The organism is Pseudomonas sp. AC083, assembly GCF_979253165.1.
Window position 1 is genome coordinate 197,497 of record NZ_CEEDDH010000004.1, and the last position, 17,390, is coordinate 214,886.

At 60.2% G+C, this 17,390-nt stretch carries 16 protein-coding genes; 8 read left to right on the forward strand and 8 right to left on the reverse strand.

Going from position 1 to position 17,390, the window contains the following annotated elements:
* Window positions 1-39: 39 nt before the first annotated feature.
* Window positions 40-396 carry an NADH:ubiquinone oxidoreductase gene (locus AC0IXA_RS09560; protein WP_341638214.1) on the forward strand — a complete coding sequence of 119 codons (357 nt, stop codon included), beginning with the start codon at window positions 40-42 and terminating at the stop codon, window positions 394-396.
* Window positions 397-399: 3 nt separating this feature from the next.
* Here AC0IXA_RS09560 and AC0IXA_RS09565 read toward each other — a convergent pair whose 3' ends face one another.
* Both AC0IXA_RS09565 and zigA read right to left on the reverse strand, forming a co-directional pair.
* Complete coding sequence (locus tag AC0IXA_RS09565) at window positions 400-1,050, reverse strand: DUF1826 domain-containing protein (protein WP_471812769.1); 651 nt, start codon at window positions 1,048-1,050, stop codon at window positions 400-402.
* On the reverse strand, window positions 1,050-2,255 hold the full coding sequence (gene zigA / locus AC0IXA_RS09570) for a zinc metallochaperone GTPase ZigA (protein WP_471812771.1): 1,206 nt from the start codon (window positions 2,253-2,255) through the stop codon (window positions 1,050-1,052). Before zigA ends, AC0IXA_RS09565 begins: the two co-directional genes overlap by 1 nt.
* A 209-nt stretch (window positions 2,256-2,464) precedes the next feature.
* Between zigA and AC0IXA_RS09575 the strand changes: the two genes are divergently transcribed.
* The 5 genes from AC0IXA_RS09575 (at window position 2,465) to AC0IXA_RS09595 (ending at window position 6,243) form a co-directional block, all read left to right on the forward strand.
* On the forward strand, window positions 2,465-2,842 hold the full coding sequence (locus tag AC0IXA_RS09575; protein WP_341638217.1) for a glutamine synthetase: 378 nt from the start codon (window positions 2,465-2,467) through the stop codon (window positions 2,840-2,842).
* 83 nt (window positions 2,843-2,925) lie between these two features.
* Window positions 2,926-3,822, forward strand: coding sequence for a GTP cyclohydrolase FolE2 (gene folE2, locus AC0IXA_RS09580; RefSeq protein ID WP_123441888.1), 897 nt, complete (start codon window positions 2,926-2,928; stop codon window positions 3,820-3,822).
* The gene (locus AC0IXA_RS09585; RefSeq protein ID WP_471812774.1) at window positions 3,819-4,487 is read left to right on the forward strand and encodes a metal ABC transporter ATP-binding protein; all 669 of its coding nucleotides are present in this window, start codon (window positions 3,819-3,821) and stop codon (window positions 4,485-4,487) included. The genes folE2 and AC0IXA_RS09585 overlap by 4 nt, the downstream gene beginning before the upstream one ends.
* A complete protein-coding gene (locus tag AC0IXA_RS09590; protein ID WP_024014863.1) occupies window positions 4,487-5,356 on the forward strand; it encodes a metal ABC transporter permease in 870 nt (289 codons plus the stop codon). The genes AC0IXA_RS09585 and AC0IXA_RS09590 overlap by 1 nt, the downstream gene beginning before the upstream one ends.
* An 11-nt stretch (window positions 5,357-5,367) precedes the next feature.
* Window positions 5,368-6,243: a metal ABC transporter substrate-binding protein gene (locus AC0IXA_RS09595; protein ID WP_471812777.1), complete on the forward strand. Its 876-nt coding sequence runs from the start codon at window positions 5,368-5,370 to the stop codon at window positions 6,241-6,243.
* 83 nt (window positions 6,244-6,326) lie between these two features.
* Here the strand turns inward: AC0IXA_RS09595 and AC0IXA_RS09600 are convergent, their stop codons facing one another.
* Complete coding sequence (locus AC0IXA_RS09600; RefSeq protein ID WP_016772436.1) at window positions 6,327-6,845, reverse strand: DUF3617 domain-containing protein; 519 nt, start codon at window positions 6,843-6,845, stop codon at window positions 6,327-6,329.
* A gap of 131 nt (window positions 6,846-6,976) precedes the next feature.
* Here AC0IXA_RS09600 and cls point away from each other — a divergent pair, with 131 nt between their 5' ends.
* Window positions 6,977-8,416 (forward strand): cardiolipin synthase, encoded by a 1,440-nt coding sequence (gene cls, locus AC0IXA_RS09605; protein ID WP_471812780.1) that lies wholly within the window; start codon window positions 6,977-6,979, stop codon window positions 8,414-8,416.
* Window positions 8,417-8,426: 10 nt separating this feature from the next.
* On the opposite strand, the gene cfaB is transcribed toward cls, so the two are convergent.
* The 5 genes from cfaB to hflK (AC0IXA_RS09630) form a co-directional block, all read right to left on the reverse strand.
* Window positions 8,427-9,614 carry a C17 cyclopropane fatty acid synthase CfaB gene (gene cfaB, locus AC0IXA_RS09610; protein ID WP_471812782.1) on the reverse strand — a complete coding sequence of 396 codons (1,188 nt, stop codon included), beginning with the start codon at window positions 9,612-9,614 and terminating at the stop codon, window positions 8,427-8,429.
* Window positions 9,615-9,791: 177 nt separating this feature from the next.
* Complete coding sequence (locus AC0IXA_RS09615; RefSeq protein ID WP_471812784.1) at window positions 9,792-11,702, reverse strand: cation-translocating P-type ATPase; 1,911 nt, start codon at window positions 11,700-11,702, stop codon at window positions 9,792-9,794.
* The gene (gene hflK, locus AC0IXA_RS09620) at window positions 11,699-12,748 is read right to left on the reverse strand and encodes a protease modulator HflK (RefSeq protein WP_341638221.1); all 1,050 of its coding nucleotides are present in this window, start codon (window positions 12,746-12,748) and stop codon (window positions 11,699-11,701) included. Before hflK (AC0IXA_RS09620) ends, AC0IXA_RS09615 begins: the two co-directional genes overlap by 4 nt.
* The gene (gene hflC, locus AC0IXA_RS09625) at window positions 12,745-13,788 is read right to left on the reverse strand and encodes a protease modulator HflC (RefSeq protein WP_471812786.1); all 1,044 of its coding nucleotides are present in this window, start codon (window positions 13,786-13,788) and stop codon (window positions 12,745-12,747) included. The genes hflK (AC0IXA_RS09620) and hflC overlap by 4 nt, the downstream gene beginning before the upstream one ends.
* The gene (hflK, locus tag AC0IXA_RS09630) at window positions 13,785-15,746 is read right to left on the reverse strand and encodes a protease modulator HflK (RefSeq protein ID WP_341638223.1); all 1,962 of its coding nucleotides are present in this window, start codon (window positions 15,744-15,746) and stop codon (window positions 13,785-13,787) included. The genes hflC and hflK (AC0IXA_RS09630) overlap by 4 nt, the downstream gene beginning before the upstream one ends.
* A 211-nt stretch (window positions 15,747-15,957) precedes the next feature.
* Between hflK (AC0IXA_RS09630) and lpdA the strand changes: the two genes are divergently transcribed.
* A complete protein-coding gene (lpdA, locus tag AC0IXA_RS09635; RefSeq protein WP_016772429.1) occupies window positions 15,958-17,358 on the forward strand; it encodes a dihydrolipoyl dehydrogenase in 1,401 nt (466 codons plus the stop codon).
* Window positions 17,359-17,390: the final 32 nt, after the last annotated feature.

Below are 17,390 nucleotides of genomic sequence, written 5' to 3' on the forward strand. Positions count from 1 at the left end.
GCGGGTACTTTCTGCGGACAGTTATTGAGGAGATCGAAGATGCGCTGGTCGGGATGGTCGTTGCTGTTGGCGCTGCTGTCGAGTGAAGCGTGGGCTCAGGCCTGCGTGGTGCACACACAGGGCGAACGGCTCGACGTCAAAGTCTGTCAGCAGAACAGGACGATTCCGCAGAAATTGTTCAATGACGGCTTCTGCCAACCGACGCTGGCCGGGCAGATAGTCGAGGTGCAATACGTCGATCAGTGCCCCAGCGGCGCTTTCGGCGTGTGCAGCAACGCGCAAGTCGCCAATATGCCCTATCGCCAGGATATCCACTATTACGGCGTGGCCACTGATGCGGCGTATCTCAAGCCGTATTGCGAAGGCCAGAGCCAGGGCGCCTGGCGCAAGCCCTGAATTTCAGCCGAGCCAGTCGAGGGTCAGCAGCAGACGGCGTTCACCGGGCGCCGGTTGCGGCGATCGATGGATCAGGCCGAAGCCTTCATTGCCGTGCCACTTTTCGCCTTTGAGCAACGCGACGTCGCCGCTGTTGAGCTGGCGAATCGACGCTGCACCTTGCGGTTCGGCATCGGCCTGGCCAAGTTGCAGGCGATCCATCGCGCCCTCCTCAAGCCATTGGCTGCCGATGCCAGCGTAAGTAGTGATCAAGCGCACCGGCACGTGATCGACGTGGAAGCGCGGACACATGGCCTTGTCCAGCACACGCAAACGCACGCCAATACGCCGCGCCCCCAGCAGGCAGGAGAAGGCACTGATCAGCCATTTGAGGTCGCTGATGAAACCTTCGAAACCTTGCAGATCATGCAGCCCTGCAGCCAGACCGGCGAGATCCGGTTCGGCATCTTCGTCGGGCAATTCCACACATAGCGACTCGGCCAAGGGCTCGTTGAGCGACAGCACCAATTGCGCAAAATCGGCAATGTGCACGGGCAGCTGACGTTGCCAGACGGCGAGATTGGTCTGGTCTTCGAGGATTCGCGTCAACGTTTCCGGTGTCAGGCCCTGGTGCTGATGACGGGTCAGCAGCGGCTGATCTTGGAGTGCGAGCATCAGGCGGCCTCTTCGTGCCAAGGACCGAATGGATCAGGCAGCAAGCGCCAGCCTTCTACACCCGTTGCCATTTCTTCGTCGGTCAGCAGACAGGCATCGAGTTCGGCGGAGAGCTGTAGGAAATCTATGTTCTGACCGATGAAAACCAGCTCCTGGCGGCAATCTCCTACGCTTGGAATCCAGTTTCCCATGATCGCCTGGGCGCTTTCCTGATCTTCGGGCCATTGATTTTTTGGCACGAAACGCCACCAACGCCCGGCGAATCCATGCCGCATCAAGCCACCGGCCTGCGACCAGCTACCGGCGTCGGTGGGTTTGCTGGCGAGCCAGAAGAAGCCTTTGGAGCGCAGCAGCTTGCCGTTCAGCCAAGGCCGATCGATGAAGCTGAAAAAACGTTGCGGGTGAAATGGCCGGCGGGCGCGGTAGGCCGTCGAGGCGATGCCGTATTCCTGTGTTTCCGGGACGTGCTCACCGCGCAATTCCTGCAGCCATCCCGGGGCTTGTGCGGCTTTCTCGAAATCGAAACGACCGGTGTTGAGAATTTTCTCCAGGGGGATTTCGCCCATCACCATTGGAATGATTTCAGCCTGAGCATTGAGGCGCTTGAGGATGGCGGTGAGTTCTTCACGCTCGTGCTGGCTGATCATGTCGATTTTGCTGATCAGCAGGACGTCGGCGAACTCGATCTGTTCGATCAACAGATCGGTGATGGAGCGCTCGTCTTCTTCACCGAGAATCTCGCCGCGAGAGGCAAGGCTTTCGGCCGCCTGGTAATCCACCAGGAAATTCACACCGTCGACCACGGTGACCATGGTATCGAGGCGAGCGATGTCGGCGAGGCTTTGCCCCTGTTCATCGCGGAAGGTGAAGGTTTCAGCGACCGGAAGCGGTTCGGAAATGCCGGTTGATTCGATGAGCAGGTAATCGAAACGATCCTCACGGGCAAGTTTGCTGACTTCTTCCAGTAAATCTTCACGTAACGTACAGCAGATACAGCCATTGCTCATTTCGATGAGTTTTTCCTCAGCGCGGTTCAGGCTGACATCGCGCTGGACTTCACTGCCATCGATGTTGATCTCGCTCATATCGTTGACGATCACCGCTACGCGCAAGCCGTCTCGGTTACGTAGTACGTAATTCAAAAGTGTACTTTTTCCGGCGCCGAGAAATCCTGAAAGTACGGTGACGGGCAATTTGGCTGACATTGGATAATCCTCATAAATGGCAGCCGATTTACGCTTTTAGGTGTGCGCTTGGCGTGTTGCGCTTCATTTAACCGGGTCAAAGAAGGCATACGATTGTGATCGGCAGCTCAGGCTGGTTGCGATTTATGTTATAGTATAACAACCTAAGTTTGCCAGTCCGACACAGAAGATTTCGCAAATTGCTGCACCACCGATCGTGGAAACTCGCAATGAACAAGGGGTTGAAATGCCTGCTTTTGAGCTTTGCCATGTCGCTGGCCAGCCAAGCACAGGCGCACATGCCGGGGCCGGCGCACTGCACACGCAGCGCTAATCTGCTGGCGTGTGTAGACGTCGACGGCAATGCCTATAGCGTCAATACGGTAGGCACCACGCTTTACCTGCGCGGATTCGAGAAGGACGACCATCGCTATTGGGCGCAGACCAACAGCCGCTTCGGCCAATTAACCTTTTTTACCGGTATTGCCTCCGATGGCGAGGCTTGGGTTGGCTATACCCGCCGTGTCGGCTGGACAACCATCAACCGCTTCTCCAGCTCGGGAGGGAGCAGCGCAAGGTTCACTTGCAGCCGGATGACGGGCTGCTAGTGAAATCCTTTTCATGAAAAAAGCATCGCTGAATGGATTGTTATAATGTAACGTAAATAGAGATCAATACGACGGTCTCAACCATGAATGCTCTTACTCTCCCGGATATCGCCGCCCAATCTGCACGCTTGGCACTGCCCCTCGACTGGGTAGGCATGCGTGGGATTGCTCTACCCGTTGTGCTTGAAGGCCAATGCCTCAGCGCCAGAGTCGACGCTGGCGTGAGTCTCGATGATGGTGAAGCGCGTGGTATTCACATGTCGCGCTTGTATCTGGCACTCGAAACCCTCGAACAGCGAAGCCTTTCTCCCGCTTTGCTGCATCAGGTACTCAAGTGTTTTCTGACAAGCCATCAAGGTCTATCCGCCTGCGCGTATCTGAATATTCACACCGAATTGTTGCTGAAACGACCCGCGTTGGTCAGCCCCTTGGCCGGCTGGAAATCCTATCCGGCGTCCATTTCAGCGAGCCTGAAACAGCAAATGTTCCACGTGGAACTAAAAATTGAACTGCCCTATTCCTCGACGTGCCCATGCTCCGCAGCCTTGGCAAGGCAATTGATCCAGCAGCAATTCGTCGACGATTTCGCCAACAAGGCTCTGCAACACGCAGATGTTTTGGCATGGCTTGGCTCAACCAAAGGGATCGTAGCCACTCCGCACAGCCAGCGCAGCTATGCGCAACTGCACCTGCATCTCGACAATTTCATCGACGAGCTACCGCTGACCGCGATCATCAATGACGCTGAAGCAGCCCTCGGCACCGCCGTGCAGACCGCAGTAAAGCGCCCCGACGAGCAAGCCTTCGCACTCGCCAATGGGCAAAACCTTATGTTCTGTGAAGACGCCGCGCGCCGCCTCAATCTGGCACTGCAGCGCACGCCCGGCATCAACCAATTCCACATCCGCGTGATCCACGCCGAAAGCCTGCATGCCCATGACGCCGTCGCCGAAAGCAGCTGGCGACGGGAGCAAAAATGATCCGCTGCCAATCCTTGGTATGGGGCGCACCCGGCCAACCGCTGACGACGCCTTTGAGTCTTGAGTTCGAAAGCGCCAGCCTGACCGCAATCATCGGCGCCAACGGCTGCGGCAAAAGCAGTCTGCTGAAAGTCATCGCCGGTTTGCAGAAGCCCTTGGCCGGCAAGGTGGAAATGGCTGTTCCACGCCAAAGCGGCATTTCCTTTCTGCCGCAACAGCAACATTTGGATCGGCAGTTTCCAATCAGCCTCGAAGAGCTCATCGCCGCAGGTTTCTGGGGCCGTCGGCTCTCGACACAGCTGCGCACGCAGCGACTGAAAAACGCATTGGAAGACTGGCATTTGAGTGGACTCGAACAGCGCCCGTTGATGGCCCTGTCCGGCGGTGAGCTACAACGTGCCCTGCTCGCGCGACTGAGCCTTGCTGACGCCCCGGTGCTGTTGCTGGACGAACCGCACGCCGCACTCGACGAACTCGGCCAGCAATTGCTCTGGCAGCACATTCACCACTGGCACGCCGAAGGCCGGACACTGGTCGTCGTCTGCCACGACCTGGCGGCTGTCCGCCAACACATTCCGAATACCCTGCTGATCAAAAACGGCCACTGCGTGTACGGAACCAGCAGAGAACTGATCCAGCCAACACCGCACATGCAGGTCGCCTGATGCTCGCCACCGTCAGCCATTTCTGGCAGCCGTTCAGCGAATTTGTGTTCATGCGCCGCGCCCTGCTCGGTGGCCTGGTGCTGGCGTGCAGCACGGCGCCCTTGGGTGTTTTTCTGATTCTCAGACGTATGAGCTTGATCGGTGACGCCGTCGCCCACGGCATTCTCCCTGGTGCAGCGCTGGGATTCTGGTTTGCCGGTTTGAGTCTTCCCGCACTCACCCTCGGTGGCTTGGGAGCCGGGCTGAGCATGGCCGGACTCGCGGCCTGGATCACCCGGCGAACGGGGTTGAGAGAAGATGCCAGCCTCGCCGCGATCTATCCGATCTCACTGGCCAGCGGCGTTTTGATCCTTGGCATCGCCGGCAAGCGCCTCGACCTTCTGCACTTGCTGTTCGGTTCGGCGCTAGCCGTGGATGGACCGACGCTGACCGGCATGCTGTGGGTCTCGGCGGTCAGCCTCATGGCGATGGCGGCGATCTACAAACCTCTGCTGCTGGACACACTGGACCCATTGTTCTTGCGCACGGTCAGTCGTCTCGGACCACTGGCTCATGGCGTGTTCCTGACTCTGGTCGTGCTGAATCTGGTGATCGGCTTTCAGGCCATCGGCGCACTTATGGTTGTCGGCCTGATGATGCTTCCGGCTGCTGCGTCGAGATTTTGGAGTCGCCGCCTACCGCTACTGATCGCCATCGCCGCGGTCATGGGCTGCGTGTCTGTGTGGCTCGGCTTGCTGCTGTCGTTCTACTACTCGCTGCCCAGCGGCCCGGCCATCGTGCTGGTCGCGGGGGTCGGCTATCTGCTGTCGGTGGTGTTCGGACCGGTTCACGGTTTGCTGCGCCGCCCGCCTTTGCTCACATCCCAATGAGGTGTTTCCCGATGCGCGCTCTACTCGTGCTGTTCAGCCTGATGCTGTCGATGTCCTTGTCAGCCGCCGAAAAACTGCCGGTGGTCACCAGCTTCAGCATCCTTGCCGACATGGTTCATCAGGTCGGCGGCGAGCACGTTGAGATCACCAGCATGGTCGGCGCGGACGCTGATGCGCACACCTACGAGCCGACACCGGACGATGCCAAGGCGTTGCTCAAAGCCAAAGTAATCATCAAGAACGGCCTCGGTTTCGAACCTTGGCTGGATCGCCTGGTGACCAGCACCGACAGCAAGGCAACGGTGATCAGTGCCAGTCGCGGGGTGATTCCACGTTCGCTCGATGAAGATGGCGAAACCGTTCCGGATCCACACGCCTGGCACAATCTGGCGAACGCTGAGTTGTACGTCGCCAACATCACCAAGGCGCTGATCGCCGCCGACCCGGCCAACAAGGCTGACTACGAGCGCAACAGCCAGACCTACCTCAAGCAGATCTATGCCCTGCTCGCCGAAGCCAAAAACAAACTCGGCGCGCTGCCGCCGGGTAATCGCAAGATCGTCACCAGCCACGATGCCTTTGGCTATCTGGGTCAGGCCTATGGCATCGACTTTATCGCGCCACAGGGTTTATCCACCGAACGCGAACCCTCCGCCGCCGAAGTCGCTGCGCTGATCACGCAGATTCGCCAGGCCAAGGTCAAGGCGGTGTTCATGGAAAACATCAAGGACGCGCGTCTGCTCAAGCAGATCGCGGATGAAAGCGGCGCACACATCGGTGGCACGCTGTACTCGGATGCACTGGCTTCCACCGGGCCTGCGAGCACTTTTACCGGGCTGTTCGAGTACAACCTTAATACGCTGTACAAGGCGTTGAGTCAGCCATGACCTGAGGTGCGCTTTCGATCTATTCGCGAGCAGGCTCGCTCCCACAGTTAGAATGGCTTCCAACTGTGGGCGTCACAGAGGTTTCAAGCGCGGGGTTTTACCGTGCCGCAATCCTGACCCAGCCAGACTGCCCGGGTTTCCAGGCTGCCCTTCTGGTTGATGCCGATAGCGTTGAAGGTGCCATTGGCGACGGTGGTGAATTCGCGGTCACTGAGGAATGTCGCCACGCCTGTGCCCTGGGCTTTCGGGCAGCTGAAGCGGAATTTCCATTGGTTGCCGGTGCGCTCGGTGATCTGCTGCTTGCAGCCCGATTGCGGATCGGCCAGCGGGATGTCGTTGGTCGCCACCTGCTGCGGCGTCAGGCAAGCGCGGATGCCTTTGCCGCCGATGTTGATGCCGTTCTTCTCCAGCGCCGCGCGCTGCTGCGGGGTGATCTGGCCTTGAATCTGGCCAAGGATCGATTGCACATCCATGGCCTGATCATCGACCTTCAGATTGCTCGAAGACATTTCCCACAACCCCGGCTGCAGCATTTGCGCCTGCGCAACCACCGGCAATGCCAAACCCAGGCCCAGCGCCAAACCCAGCAGACGAACGTTCATCGAGTAACTCCTGATCAGTTGTGGCCGTTAGACGCCGGCCGATTGTGTCGGTTCATGCGCCGATTAAATAGAGACATTCGCCGCAGAACATGGTCTGTTAAGCATTGCATCTCACGGAGCAAGGCTGCCCCATGGATTTTTTCGGACCGCACATTTTCGGTTATCTGATCGCCCTGTTGCACACACTCGGTTCGATCGCTGCGATCCATGCGGTGCTCACCGTGCGCACAGCGCAGGGCTCGATCGCCTGGGCATTGTCGCTGATCTTCATTCCCTACCTCACGCTTATTCCGTATCTGGTCTTTGGTCGCAGCACCTTCGATGGCTACATCAAGGCGCGGCGCCAGGCCAACGAGCAGATGCGCTTGGCCATTTCCGAATTGAACTGGCGCCCATGGGTTGAAGAAGCCCTGGCCGCTCGCGCGTCGAGTGCCTATGCCTCATTGCGCGCGATGCCGAAACTGGGGCGCATGCCGTGCCTGGCGAACAACGAGGTGCAACTGCTGGTGAACGGCACCGCGACCTTCGATGCAATATTTCAGGCGATCGAACAAGCCAGGGAAGCAGTGCTGGTCCAGTTCTTCATCATTCACGACGATCGGCTCGGCCAGCGCTTGCGTGATTTGCTGTTGAAGAAAGCCGCCGAAGGCGTGTCGATTCATTTGCTCTACGACCGCATCGGCAGCCATGCCCTGCCCCATCATTACGTGCAGGCGCTGCGTGATGCCGGCGTCGAGGTCAAAGCCTTTGCCACGCGCAGCGGCTGGCTCAACCGCTTTCAAGTCAACTTCCGCAACCACCGCAAAATCGTTGTGGTCGATGGCGTAGTCGGCTTTGTCGGCGGGCATAACGTCGGCGATGAATACATGGGTGAGAAGCCACCATTGGCGCCGTGGCGTGACACCCACGTGAAAGTCCGCGGGCCGGTGGTGGCCTGCATGCAGGAATCGTTCGCCGAAGATTGGTTCTGGGCTGCTCGTACTCTGCCGCCGTTGATCCTTCCGGATGCGTATCCGGAGGATGGCGTGCTTTGCCAATTGCTTGCCAGCGGTCCGGCCGATGCTTATGAAACCTGCTCGCTGTTTTTCGTCGAAGCCATTCACGCAGCGACGCAGCGGGTATGGATCACCAGCCCTTACTTCGTGCCTGACGAAGCCGTATTCGCCGCGCTGAGGCTGGCAGTGTTACGCGGGGTCGATGTTCGACTGCTGTTGCCGTCGCGGCCTGATCACCGCATCGTCTATGCCGCGTCCAGCCTGTATGCCTTCGAGGCGGTGCGTGCCGGCGTGCGGGTGTTCCGCTATCGTCCGGGTTTTCTGCATCAGAAAGTGGTGCTGATCGACAGCGAAATCAGCGCCATCGGCAGCGCCAATCTGGACAATCGCTCGTTCCGTCTGAATTTCGAAGTGATGTTGCTGACCGTCGACAGCCAGTTCGCCGCCGCCGTGGAACACATGCTCAATGACGATTTCGCCCTGGCCGATGAAGTGGCCAAAGAAGAAAGCCGGGAGATCCACCGCATGCAACAGGTCGGCATGCGGATCGCCCGGCTGATTTCGCCGATACTCTGAGCGCCCCGTTTCAGGGGTGGTAGATGTCGTCGCGGGTCCAGGGCAGTTCGTGGCTGCCATCCGGATGCGCTTTCACGGCGAGGATCTGATGCAGATTGATCCAGCCCCGGGCAAAGGCGTACGCGCAACCGGCCAGATACAGACGCCAGATACGCAGTGCTTGCTCAGGCACCAGTTTCGCCGCAGCTTCGAGGTTATCCTCCAGTCGCTCACTCCAGTGATCGAGCGTGCGCGCGTAGTGCAGGCGCAAGCTTTCGACATCGACGATTTCCAGCCCGGCTTCACTGATCTCGGCTGAGATCATCGCCAGATGCGGCAACTCGCCGTTGGGGAACACGTATTTTTCGATAAAGTCGCCAGCGCCGCGTCCAACCGGGCGGCCATCGGTGTGTTTGGCGGTGATGCCGTGGTTCATCACCAGGCCGCCCTCTTTCACCGCGCCAAACAGCGTTGCGCAATACTCGGCGAGATTGGCATGACCAACGTGTTCGAACATGCCGACGCTGACAACCTTGTCGAAGCGGCCGTCCTGCGGCAGATCGCGATAGTCGAGCAATTGCAGTTCGACCTGATCTTCCAGACCCTCGGCCCTGACCCGCTCCTGCGCCAGCGCCAACTGCTCCTTGCTCAAAGTAATACCGAACACCTTTACGCCGAACTCTCGCGCCGCATACCGCGCCAGACCGCCCCAACCGCAGCCGACATCCAGCAAATACTCGCCCGGCTGCAAGCGCAGCTTGCGGCACAGATGGCGGAATTTGGCTTGCTGCGCCTGTTCGAGGGTTTCGCTACCGGTTTCGAAATAGGCACAGGAATACGCCATGTCGCTATCCAGCCAGAGCTGGTAGAACGCATTCGACAGGTCGTAGTGATAGGAAATGGCTTTGGCATCGGTGTCTTTGTCGTGATGCGCACGCACCGGCTGACTGCCTTCGTCTTCGTCGAGCAGCGCATTGCTCAACTCGTCGCAAACCCGAATGACCTCGCTGATCGAGCCCTCCAGTTCCAGCTTGCCTTCGACGAACGCCGCACCCAGCGCATCCAGGCTTGGGTGGGTGAATTGAGTAACCATCTGCGGGTCCTTGACGACGATGGTTACGCTGGGCGTCGGGCCCAGATTGAACTCGTGGCCGTCCCAGAGTCGCAGGCGAAGCGGTAACTGCAGATTCTGTAAGGCCGGTGGAAGTTGCGCGAGCATGGAAAATCCCCCCTTGTTTCAGACGTCTGATCTGAGGGTAGACCAACCTGGAAAAATAGCAGGCTATCGATTCGATCGGCCTTGTCTATCGTGATCGGCACATCGGCTGAACGCCACAGACGACGCGTCTTACGATAGATGACTGCCTGCGCACTCGGCGGTTCGATGAATTTTCTTTCATTTATTCTGAGCGTCGAGCCTGAGCAAGGGCTCCTGAAAGCGCAGCAAACGTCCGGCGTTGCCCAACACCAACAGCGTACTCAGGTTATGCAGCAGCGCCGCGATCATCGCCCCGGCCGCACCAAGCCAGCCGAACGCCGCGAAGACCACGATAGCCAGCGTCCAGCCGAGGCCGATGATCACATTGACCTGCAATGTACGCCGGCACTGACGACTCAAGCGCACGCAAGTACCGAGGCGGCGCAAATCGCTGCCGATCAAGACAATGTCCGCCGACGCCAGGGCAATGTCAGCGCCGCCAGCACCCATTGCCACGCCGACCACGCCGGCCTTGAGCGCGAGTGAATCGTTGATACCGTCGCCTACCACCATCGGACGAAAGCCGTGATCGATTTCCTTGAGCACGCGATTGAGTTTGTCCTCCGGAAGCGCTTGCGCCTGGACTTCGTTCAGCCCGACTTCCTGTGCCAGGGTCAGGGCAACGCTCTGACGATCACCGGTCAACAGGAGTTGGCGTCCCAGCCCCAATTCGCGTAACTCGTTCAAGGCAAAGCGCGCTTCCGGTTTGATGCTGTCTGCTAGCAGCAGCCAGGCGAGGAATTCGCCGTTCAGGGCCAACCCGGCGATCGGGCCATCGTGCTCAGGAACAAGGGTGGTTGTGATACCCAGTTGCGCGAACAACTCTGGACGACCGAGCGCAGCTTCGCCCTTCTCTGTCGTCGCCACTACGCCCAGGCCTTGGCGCTCATGGATGTCGGTCAGAGGCCAATAGGCTTCCTGATCGGCCATCCCGGCGAGTGCCCGGCTCACCGGATGACTGCTCGCCGCGCCGAGACTGGCGGCCAGTGTCTGCACTTCGGCGGTGTCCGCATTCAGGCTGTCGATCGACTGCAAACGCAAGGTGCCGTACGTCAGCGTGCCGGTTTTGTCGACCACCAGCGAGGTCAGATCGGCGAGTTCTTCGAGGAACGCCGAGCTGCGAATCAGAATCCCGTGACGCGCGGCGACGGCGACACCGGCAATCGCCGTGGCCGGCGCCGACAGCACCAACGCACACGGACACGCCGCCACCAACACCGCGACCATCGCCTGTGCATCATGGGTGACGAACCAGGTCACCGCCGCCAGCAACAAGACCAGCACCATGTAGCTGCCGGCATAGCGTTCGAGCAATCGCGTGATCGGCGGTTTCGAGCGCTCGGCGTTTTGCATCAGGGCGATGACTTTGCCCAAGGTGGATTCGCCGCCGGTGCGGGTGACTTCGACGCGCAGCAATCCATCGAGGTTGATCGCGCCGCCAAACACCAGCATGCCGACGCCCGCTTCCACCGGAACCGACTCACCGGTAATCGACGCGGTATCAAGGCTCGCCTGCCCCGATAAGACCCGACCGTCCGCCGGCACCCGATCACCGGCCCGCACCTCGACAACATCGCCAGCGCTGAGCGTGCCGTTGTCCACTTCAATGATCGAACCATCTGCTTGCAGCTTGCGCGCATGGCTGCGGGTCAACTGGCCAAGCGCATTGATCGCTTCCTGGGAGCCGATCACGCTGCGCTCCTCAAGCACATGGCCGAAGATCATGATGATCGGCAACAACGCCGCAGTGAGCAGATCACCGGTCGCCCAGGCACCGAGCATGGCCAGCGCGATCAACTGATCGGTGATGCCGTGCAGGCTCGGGTAACGCAGGCTGTACCAAGCCGAACGCATCACCGGAACCGCTACCAGCAACGAGGCGAAACCGAGCAGCAACTGGCTGACACCGGTTTGCTCCGGGAGCATCCAGCGCCAGATCAAACCCAGACCCAGCAACCCGAGCGCAAGCATCGCCAGGGTCAACTGACGCGCGGCGCGACGTTGTTCAGCCGAGGACAACAGACTCGGAGCAGCGGTGGTCGCCGTCATTGACTGGCTCCTTGAATGATCAACCGGGAATCGTCTTTCGGGTTGACGGTGGTGACCGACCCGGCCTGACCGAAAATTTTCGGCAGGCGTTCGCGATACAGACGCAGGAGCATTTGCGGGTCGGTAGATGTGGCCAGACCCGAAACGGTTGCGGTATCGGCCGAGGCTTTTGCAAGACGCTCGCCCGCCTGCGCGTGAGCCACCTGGAGTGTGCGGTCAGCCTGTTCGTTGGCCGACTGAGTGAGTTTTTCCGCCTCGGTCCGCGCATTGGCCACGGCCTTATCGGCTTGCTGACTGGCGGTCAGAACCGCATTGAAGGCACTGACCGCCGGCTCCGGCAGACTTGATTGCACATCCACCCGCGACACCTCGATGCCGATGCCCTGGCCGCTCGCCTTCAGTTCAGCGAGACGCGCGTTAATGCCTTGCAGCAGATCACCGCGCAATCGCTCACGGCGCTCGGCCGCCTGATTGTCGGCGCCGATCAATTCCGGGCGAGCGACCAGGATGGTGTCGAGATCTCGCGCGGCGGCCAGGGCCACGGCGCTGCGCGTCACCAGCCGATCGAGTGCTGGCAGCACATGCTCGCCTTGCAACACGAATTCGTACGGATCGGAGACTTGGTAAAACACTCGCACGTCCAGTTGCACTACACCGGCGTCACCGGTCAATAAATAACCAGACCCGGCGAGTGCATCGCTCAATGGCGTGGCGAAGGACGCTACCCGATCAGCCTTCAGAGCTTCGTCACTGCGCAACAGATTTTCCACTCGACGCTCGATCACCCGGTCAGCCGCCGGCAACAGAACAACCTGCTCAAAGGGTTGCGGCCACGCCCATAACAGCCCGGCATTCTGAACGCGATCGAGCGCGCCGAAGTGCAGCACCACCGCGCGGTTTTGCGGATCAATCTGCCGGACATTCGAGAACGCCCATGCCAGCGCCGCCAGCACAGTGATCGCATACAGGGCGATGAAGGTCAGACGTCCGGCCTGGATCCACGGACTGTTCAACGCATGTGTTCCACGTGGAACTTCTTCGCTCATGGCTGCGATCCGGCTTTGTTGTCGAGCATCGGTGGGCCGTCGACCAATACGCGGAAAGGTGCGGCATCGGTGCGCAGAATCAATTTGGTGTCCGGTGTGACAATCGTGCCGAGGGTATCGAGGGAGCGCAGCAGGTTGTAAAGCTGCGGCGAGCTGGCGTAGGCGCGCCCATAAATCTGCGCAGCCTCGACTCGCGATCGCGCTTCAATTTCAGCGGCTTTCACCGTCGCATCAGCCTGGACGATCCGCGCATCGCGCTCGGCGGCGGAACGGATTTGCGCCGCTTCGCGTTTGCCAACAGCCGTGCGTTCGGTAGCAATGGTTTCACGCTCGGCACGCATGCGGTCGACCGTGGCGCTGAGCGTGACCGATGGCAAAGTCAAACGCTCGACACCCACCTGCACCACGCGCACGCCATATGTAGCGAGCAACTGTTGGTCGATCTGCTGACGCAACTGCGTTTCAAAATCGCCGATGCGCACTTGTTTGGCATCAGTGTTGACCAGATTGGCCAGGTCAAAGCTGCTGGCCGTGGTCTCCAGCGCTGAGCCGACAAAGGTGCGAATCTGCCGCGCCGCTTCGTCCGGCTGATTCTGCACGGCACGCATGAAACGCTGCACATGTTCAGGATCACCCTGCACCTGCCACGCCACGTAGGCCTGAACGATGATGCGCAAACCATCCTTGGTGCCGACGTCCTGCAAACCACTTGAGGTGGTACGTAGACGCAAGTCCACCGGGATCGCCGCTTCTAACGGTGCCGGCCAGCGCCAGCTCAAACCGGGATCAAGCAATACCCGCGAAGGATTACCGAAACGGGTGATGACCGTGGCTTCACCGGAGCGCACTTGCACCAGACTCGCGGCGGCAATGGCAAACGCCACCAGCAACGCAGCCCAGCTCATACGCCGCCAAGGAAATGGTCCGACTTCTGGCACCTCGCCGTGATGGTGGTGATGACCATGATGATGGTGATGCCCGCCGTGGCCATGGTCGTGGTTGCTGTGGTCGTGAACGTCATGAACAGGCGACTGGCTCAATGGGTGGCTCCTGGTTGAGCGGTGGTACGGGCGGGCGACGGATCAGCCGGCAACGTAAAAGTGCGCAGATCAATGGTTGGCGCATTTGCGCTGCCGCCGAGTCGATGATCGAGCACCAGCAACCTGGCTTTACTCAAGCCCTGACTGAGCTGGCTGAGATATTGCTCCAGCACGAAGGCCTGGCCAGCACTGGCAAAGGCTTTCTGTTCGGCGCTGAATTTCAGGTCGGCGGTTTGCGCAGCGGCGTTGATCTCCCGCGCATTGGCCATTGCCTGATCCCGCGCCGTGCTCGCCTGCAACTGCGCCTCGTTAGTGGCCTGCGCAGCCGCCCCGCGTTCGCGAGCGATCAACGCCTGCGCGCCGATCTGCGCCGCTTGCACACTGTGATAGGCATTCGCCGCGCCGGCCGGTGGATGAATCGCTTCGACGACTGTGGCGAGGATTTCCACACCACTGTTCAATCTGTTCAGATCACTTTGTACTGCGCGACCGATTTCCTCGGCCAGCCCTGCCCTGTCGTCGCCGAGCAGACCGTCGAGGGTGCGCGAGGCAAAATCGTGAACCAGGATGCGGCTGGCGGTGCTGCGAATCAGTGTCGGTACATCTGCGCTGTTATAAGTCGCGGCGAGTGCCGCCTCGTCGTTCAAACCGATGCGATAAACAAAGCGCACGTCCATGTTGACGATTTGCAGGCCCTGTTGCGCGCCGCGGCTGCTGGCGATGACCTGGGATTTGTCGTTGACGTGGCTGGCGTCCCACAAACGGTTGGCGGTCAGCGGCGCCGGGCCTTCAGCGGAATCGGACTGCACGGCGATTGGCTTGTCGCCGACACTGGTTGCCAGTTCATGAACCACACCGTTTTCAACGGAAATCACACGCCCCAATGGCCAAGGCAAACCGGCATGCAAACCCGGGCCGAAAACCTGTACCGGTTTACCGAAGCGCTCGTAGATGCCGCGACCTTGCAGGGGAATCTCATGTACGCCGCTCAGCAGCCAACCGCTCAGGGCGACCACCGCCAACACCGGCAACAAGGCCCGGCGCATGTAACTGAAGGCCCAGATCTGGCGCAGATCGATGCCGAACCGATTGTGCATTTCATGCTGCAACGCCAGCCAGGGCTGCGGCGGCCAGCGCAGCATATCGGCGATAAAACTGCGCGCCAGCAGGGTCGGTTCCAGTTGTTCACGCCGCGGGCTGAAGACAGACAGTAACGCGCGCAACAGCAGTTCGCCGGCAACCAATATTGGCAGGACTGCGCTGAGCACCGCCACGCGTACCGGCCAGACTGCGTTTTCGCTGGCAAACAACAGACACAGCGCACCAATCAACAGAATGATGATCACCACCCGGGTCAGTTGCGCCAGGGCAGCCGCTTCCGGCCATTGCGCCGGCGGTTCCTGCGCCAGTTGCCGTTCCAGCACCAGCAGGGCAAACGCCAGCAACAACGCCAATGCCGCACCGATGCTCGCCGCCAGCCCCAAGGCCGCCGCAGGCAACGTGAGATTCCACACCTGCTCAATACCAAGCAGAACCAGCAACGCCCAGCCGCCGAGCCACAACGTCGGCGCACCGATTTGTCCAAGCAGATGGCGGCTCTGCTGACTCAATCGCTCCAGCAGCCTTTCGTACCAGCCTTCGGCTGCAGCGCCCTCCTCCACGACGGTCGATTGCGAAGCGGGCGGATGCATCACCCGCGCGCGCCAGCGCGTCACCCACCACGCCGATTGCAGACCGGCGACCAGCACCAGCAACGCTGCGCCCTGATTGACCAACAACGGCAACCACAGGGACTGCGGCGCAAACAGGCAGACGAAAAACGCCAGCACCCAGCCCGACCCCGCCACTGCGCCGAGTCCATACGCCAACCGACGCAATTTGCGTGACTGCACGGCTGCCTGCTGAAAGCGCGGCAGCCCGGTGACTGGCGTGGCGTCCAACTCAAGATCGACTTGCATAACACCCCGAAAATGTAGGCCCCCGCGTTCATAGCGTTACGATATAACGCAAACTGTGAAATATTCGTACACAATTGTGCTTATTCAAAAATCCCGCAGCTGTCGCTTGCCTGAAGCCTTGACCGAAATGTTCGGCGAAGCTCATATTACGCACATAATTTTTATCGCGACTAATCTTGGCTATCCCCTTCGAGCAATCTGGAGCAAGCGCATGAGCAACTATGACGTAGTGATTCTGGGCGGTGGCCCCGGCGGTTATAACGCGGCGATCCGCGCCGGCCAGCTCGGGCTCAAGGCCGCTTGCGTCGAAGGACGTGCAACCCTCGGCGGCACCTGCCTGAATGTCGGCTGCATGCCGTCCAAAGCCTTGTTGCATGCGTCAGAGCTGTACGCCGCTGCGGTGGGCACGGAGTTCGCCAATCTCGGCATCGAGGTCAAACCGACGCTGAACCTTGCGCAGATGATGAAACAGAAAGACGAGAGCGTCGCCGGCCTGACCAAGGGCATCGAGTTTCTGTTTCGCAAGAATAAAGTCGACTGGATCAAGGGTTGGGGCCATATCGACGGCCCGGGCAAAGTGACGGTGACCGACGCTCAAGGCAACAAGAGCGAGCTCAGCGCCAAGGACATCATCATCGCCACCGGTTCCGAGCCCACTCCCCTGCCCGGCGTCGAGATCGACAACCAGCGCATCCTCGATTCCACCGGCGCGCTGTCGTTGAGTGAAGTGCCCAAACATCTGGTAGTGATTGGTGCCGGGGTAATCGGCCTGGAGCTGGGTTCGGTATGGCGCCGACTCGGCGCGCAGGTCACCGTGGTCGAATACCTTGATCGTATCTGCCCCGGCGTCGATGGCGAGGCCGGCAAAACCTTGCAGCGCGCGCTGAGCAAGCAAGGCATCGCCTTCAAACTGAGCTCGAAGGTCACCAGTGCCACCAGCTCCGCCACAGGCGTGCAGCTTAGCGTCGAGCCTGCCGCCGGTGGCACGGCTGAGCTGATCGAAGCCGACTATGTGCTGGTGGCCATCGGGCGCCGTCCGTACACCCAAGGCCTGGGGCTGGAGAACGTCGGCCTGAGTACCGACAAACGCGGCATGCTCGCCAACAAGCAACATCGCACCGAAGCCGCCGGGGTCTGGGTGATCGGCGACGTCACGTCCGGGCCGATGCTTGCGCACAAGGCTGAAGACGAAGCCATGGCCTGCGTCGAGCAGATCCACGGCAAGGCCGGCGAGGTCAATTACGCGCTGATCCCTAACGTCATCTACACCCAACCGGAACTGGCCAGCGTCGGCCAGACCGAAGAACAGCTCAAGGCCGAGGGCCGTGCCTACAAGGTCGGCAAGTTTCCCTTCACTGCCAACAGCCGGGCGAAGATCAATCACGAAACAGAAGGCTTTGCCAAAGTCCTCGCCGACGAGCGCACGGACGAAGTGCTCGGCGTGCATCTGGTCGGGCCGAGCGTGAGCGAGATGATCGGCGAGTTCTGTGTGGCGATGGAGTTCAGCGCCTCGGCCGAGGACATTGCCCTGACCTGCCATCCGCACCCGACGCGTTCGGAAGCATTGCGTCAGGCAGCGATGAATGTCGAGGGGATGGCGACGCAGATGTAGGTTCCAAACCTTTCCGCCGTCTTCGCGAGCAG

Excerpts from the sequence above, each read along its gene's own strand:
- AC0IXA_RS09560 (WP_341638214.1), top strand. The coding sequence starts at position 40 with ATGCGCTGGTCGGGATGGTCGTTGCTGTTGGCGCTGCTGTCGAGTGAA.
- AC0IXA_RS09565 (WP_471812769.1), bottom strand. The coding sequence starts at position 1,050 with ATGCTCGCACTCCAAGATCAGCCGCTGCTGACCCGTCATCAGCACCAG.
- zigA (WP_471812771.1), bottom strand. The coding sequence starts at position 2,255 with ATGTCAGCCAAATTGCCCGTCACCGTACTTTCAGGATTTCTCGGCGCC.
- AC0IXA_RS09575 (WP_341638217.1), top strand. The coding sequence starts at position 2,465 with ATGAACAAGGGGTTGAAATGCCTGCTTTTGAGCTTTGCCATGTCGCTG.
- folE2 (WP_123441888.1), top strand. The coding sequence starts at position 2,926 with ATGAATGCTCTTACTCTCCCGGATATCGCCGCCCAATCTGCACGCTTG.
- AC0IXA_RS09585 (WP_471812774.1), top strand. The coding sequence starts at position 3,819 with ATGATCCGCTGCCAATCCTTGGTATGGGGCGCACCCGGCCAACCGCTG.
- AC0IXA_RS09590 (WP_024014863.1), top strand. The coding sequence starts at position 4,487 with ATGCTCGCCACCGTCAGCCATTTCTGGCAGCCGTTCAGCGAATTTGTG.
- AC0IXA_RS09595 (WP_471812777.1), top strand. The coding sequence starts at position 5,368 with ATGCGCGCTCTACTCGTGCTGTTCAGCCTGATGCTGTCGATGTCCTTG.
- AC0IXA_RS09600 (WP_016772436.1), bottom strand. The coding sequence starts at position 6,845 with ATGAACGTTCGTCTGCTGGGTTTGGCGCTGGGCCTGGGTTTGGCATTG.
- cls (WP_471812780.1), top strand. The coding sequence starts at position 6,977 with ATGGATTTTTTCGGACCGCACATTTTCGGTTATCTGATCGCCCTGTTG.
- cfaB (WP_471812782.1), bottom strand. The coding sequence starts at position 9,614 with ATGCTCGCGCAACTTCCACCGGCCTTACAGAATCTGCAGTTACCGCTT.
- AC0IXA_RS09615 (WP_471812784.1), bottom strand. The coding sequence starts at position 11,702 with ATGACGGCGACCACCGCTGCTCCGAGTCTGTTGTCCTCGGCTGAACAA.
- hflK (WP_341638221.1), bottom strand. The coding sequence starts at position 12,748 with ATGAGCGAAGAAGTTCCACGTGGAACACATGCGTTGAACAGTCCGTGG.
- hflK (WP_341638223.1), bottom strand. The coding sequence starts at position 15,746 with ATGCAAGTCGATCTTGAGTTGGACGCCACGCCAGTCACCGGGCTGCCG.
- lpdA (WP_016772429.1), top strand. The coding sequence starts at position 15,958 with ATGAGCAACTATGACGTAGTGATTCTGGGCGGTGGCCCCGGCGGTTAT.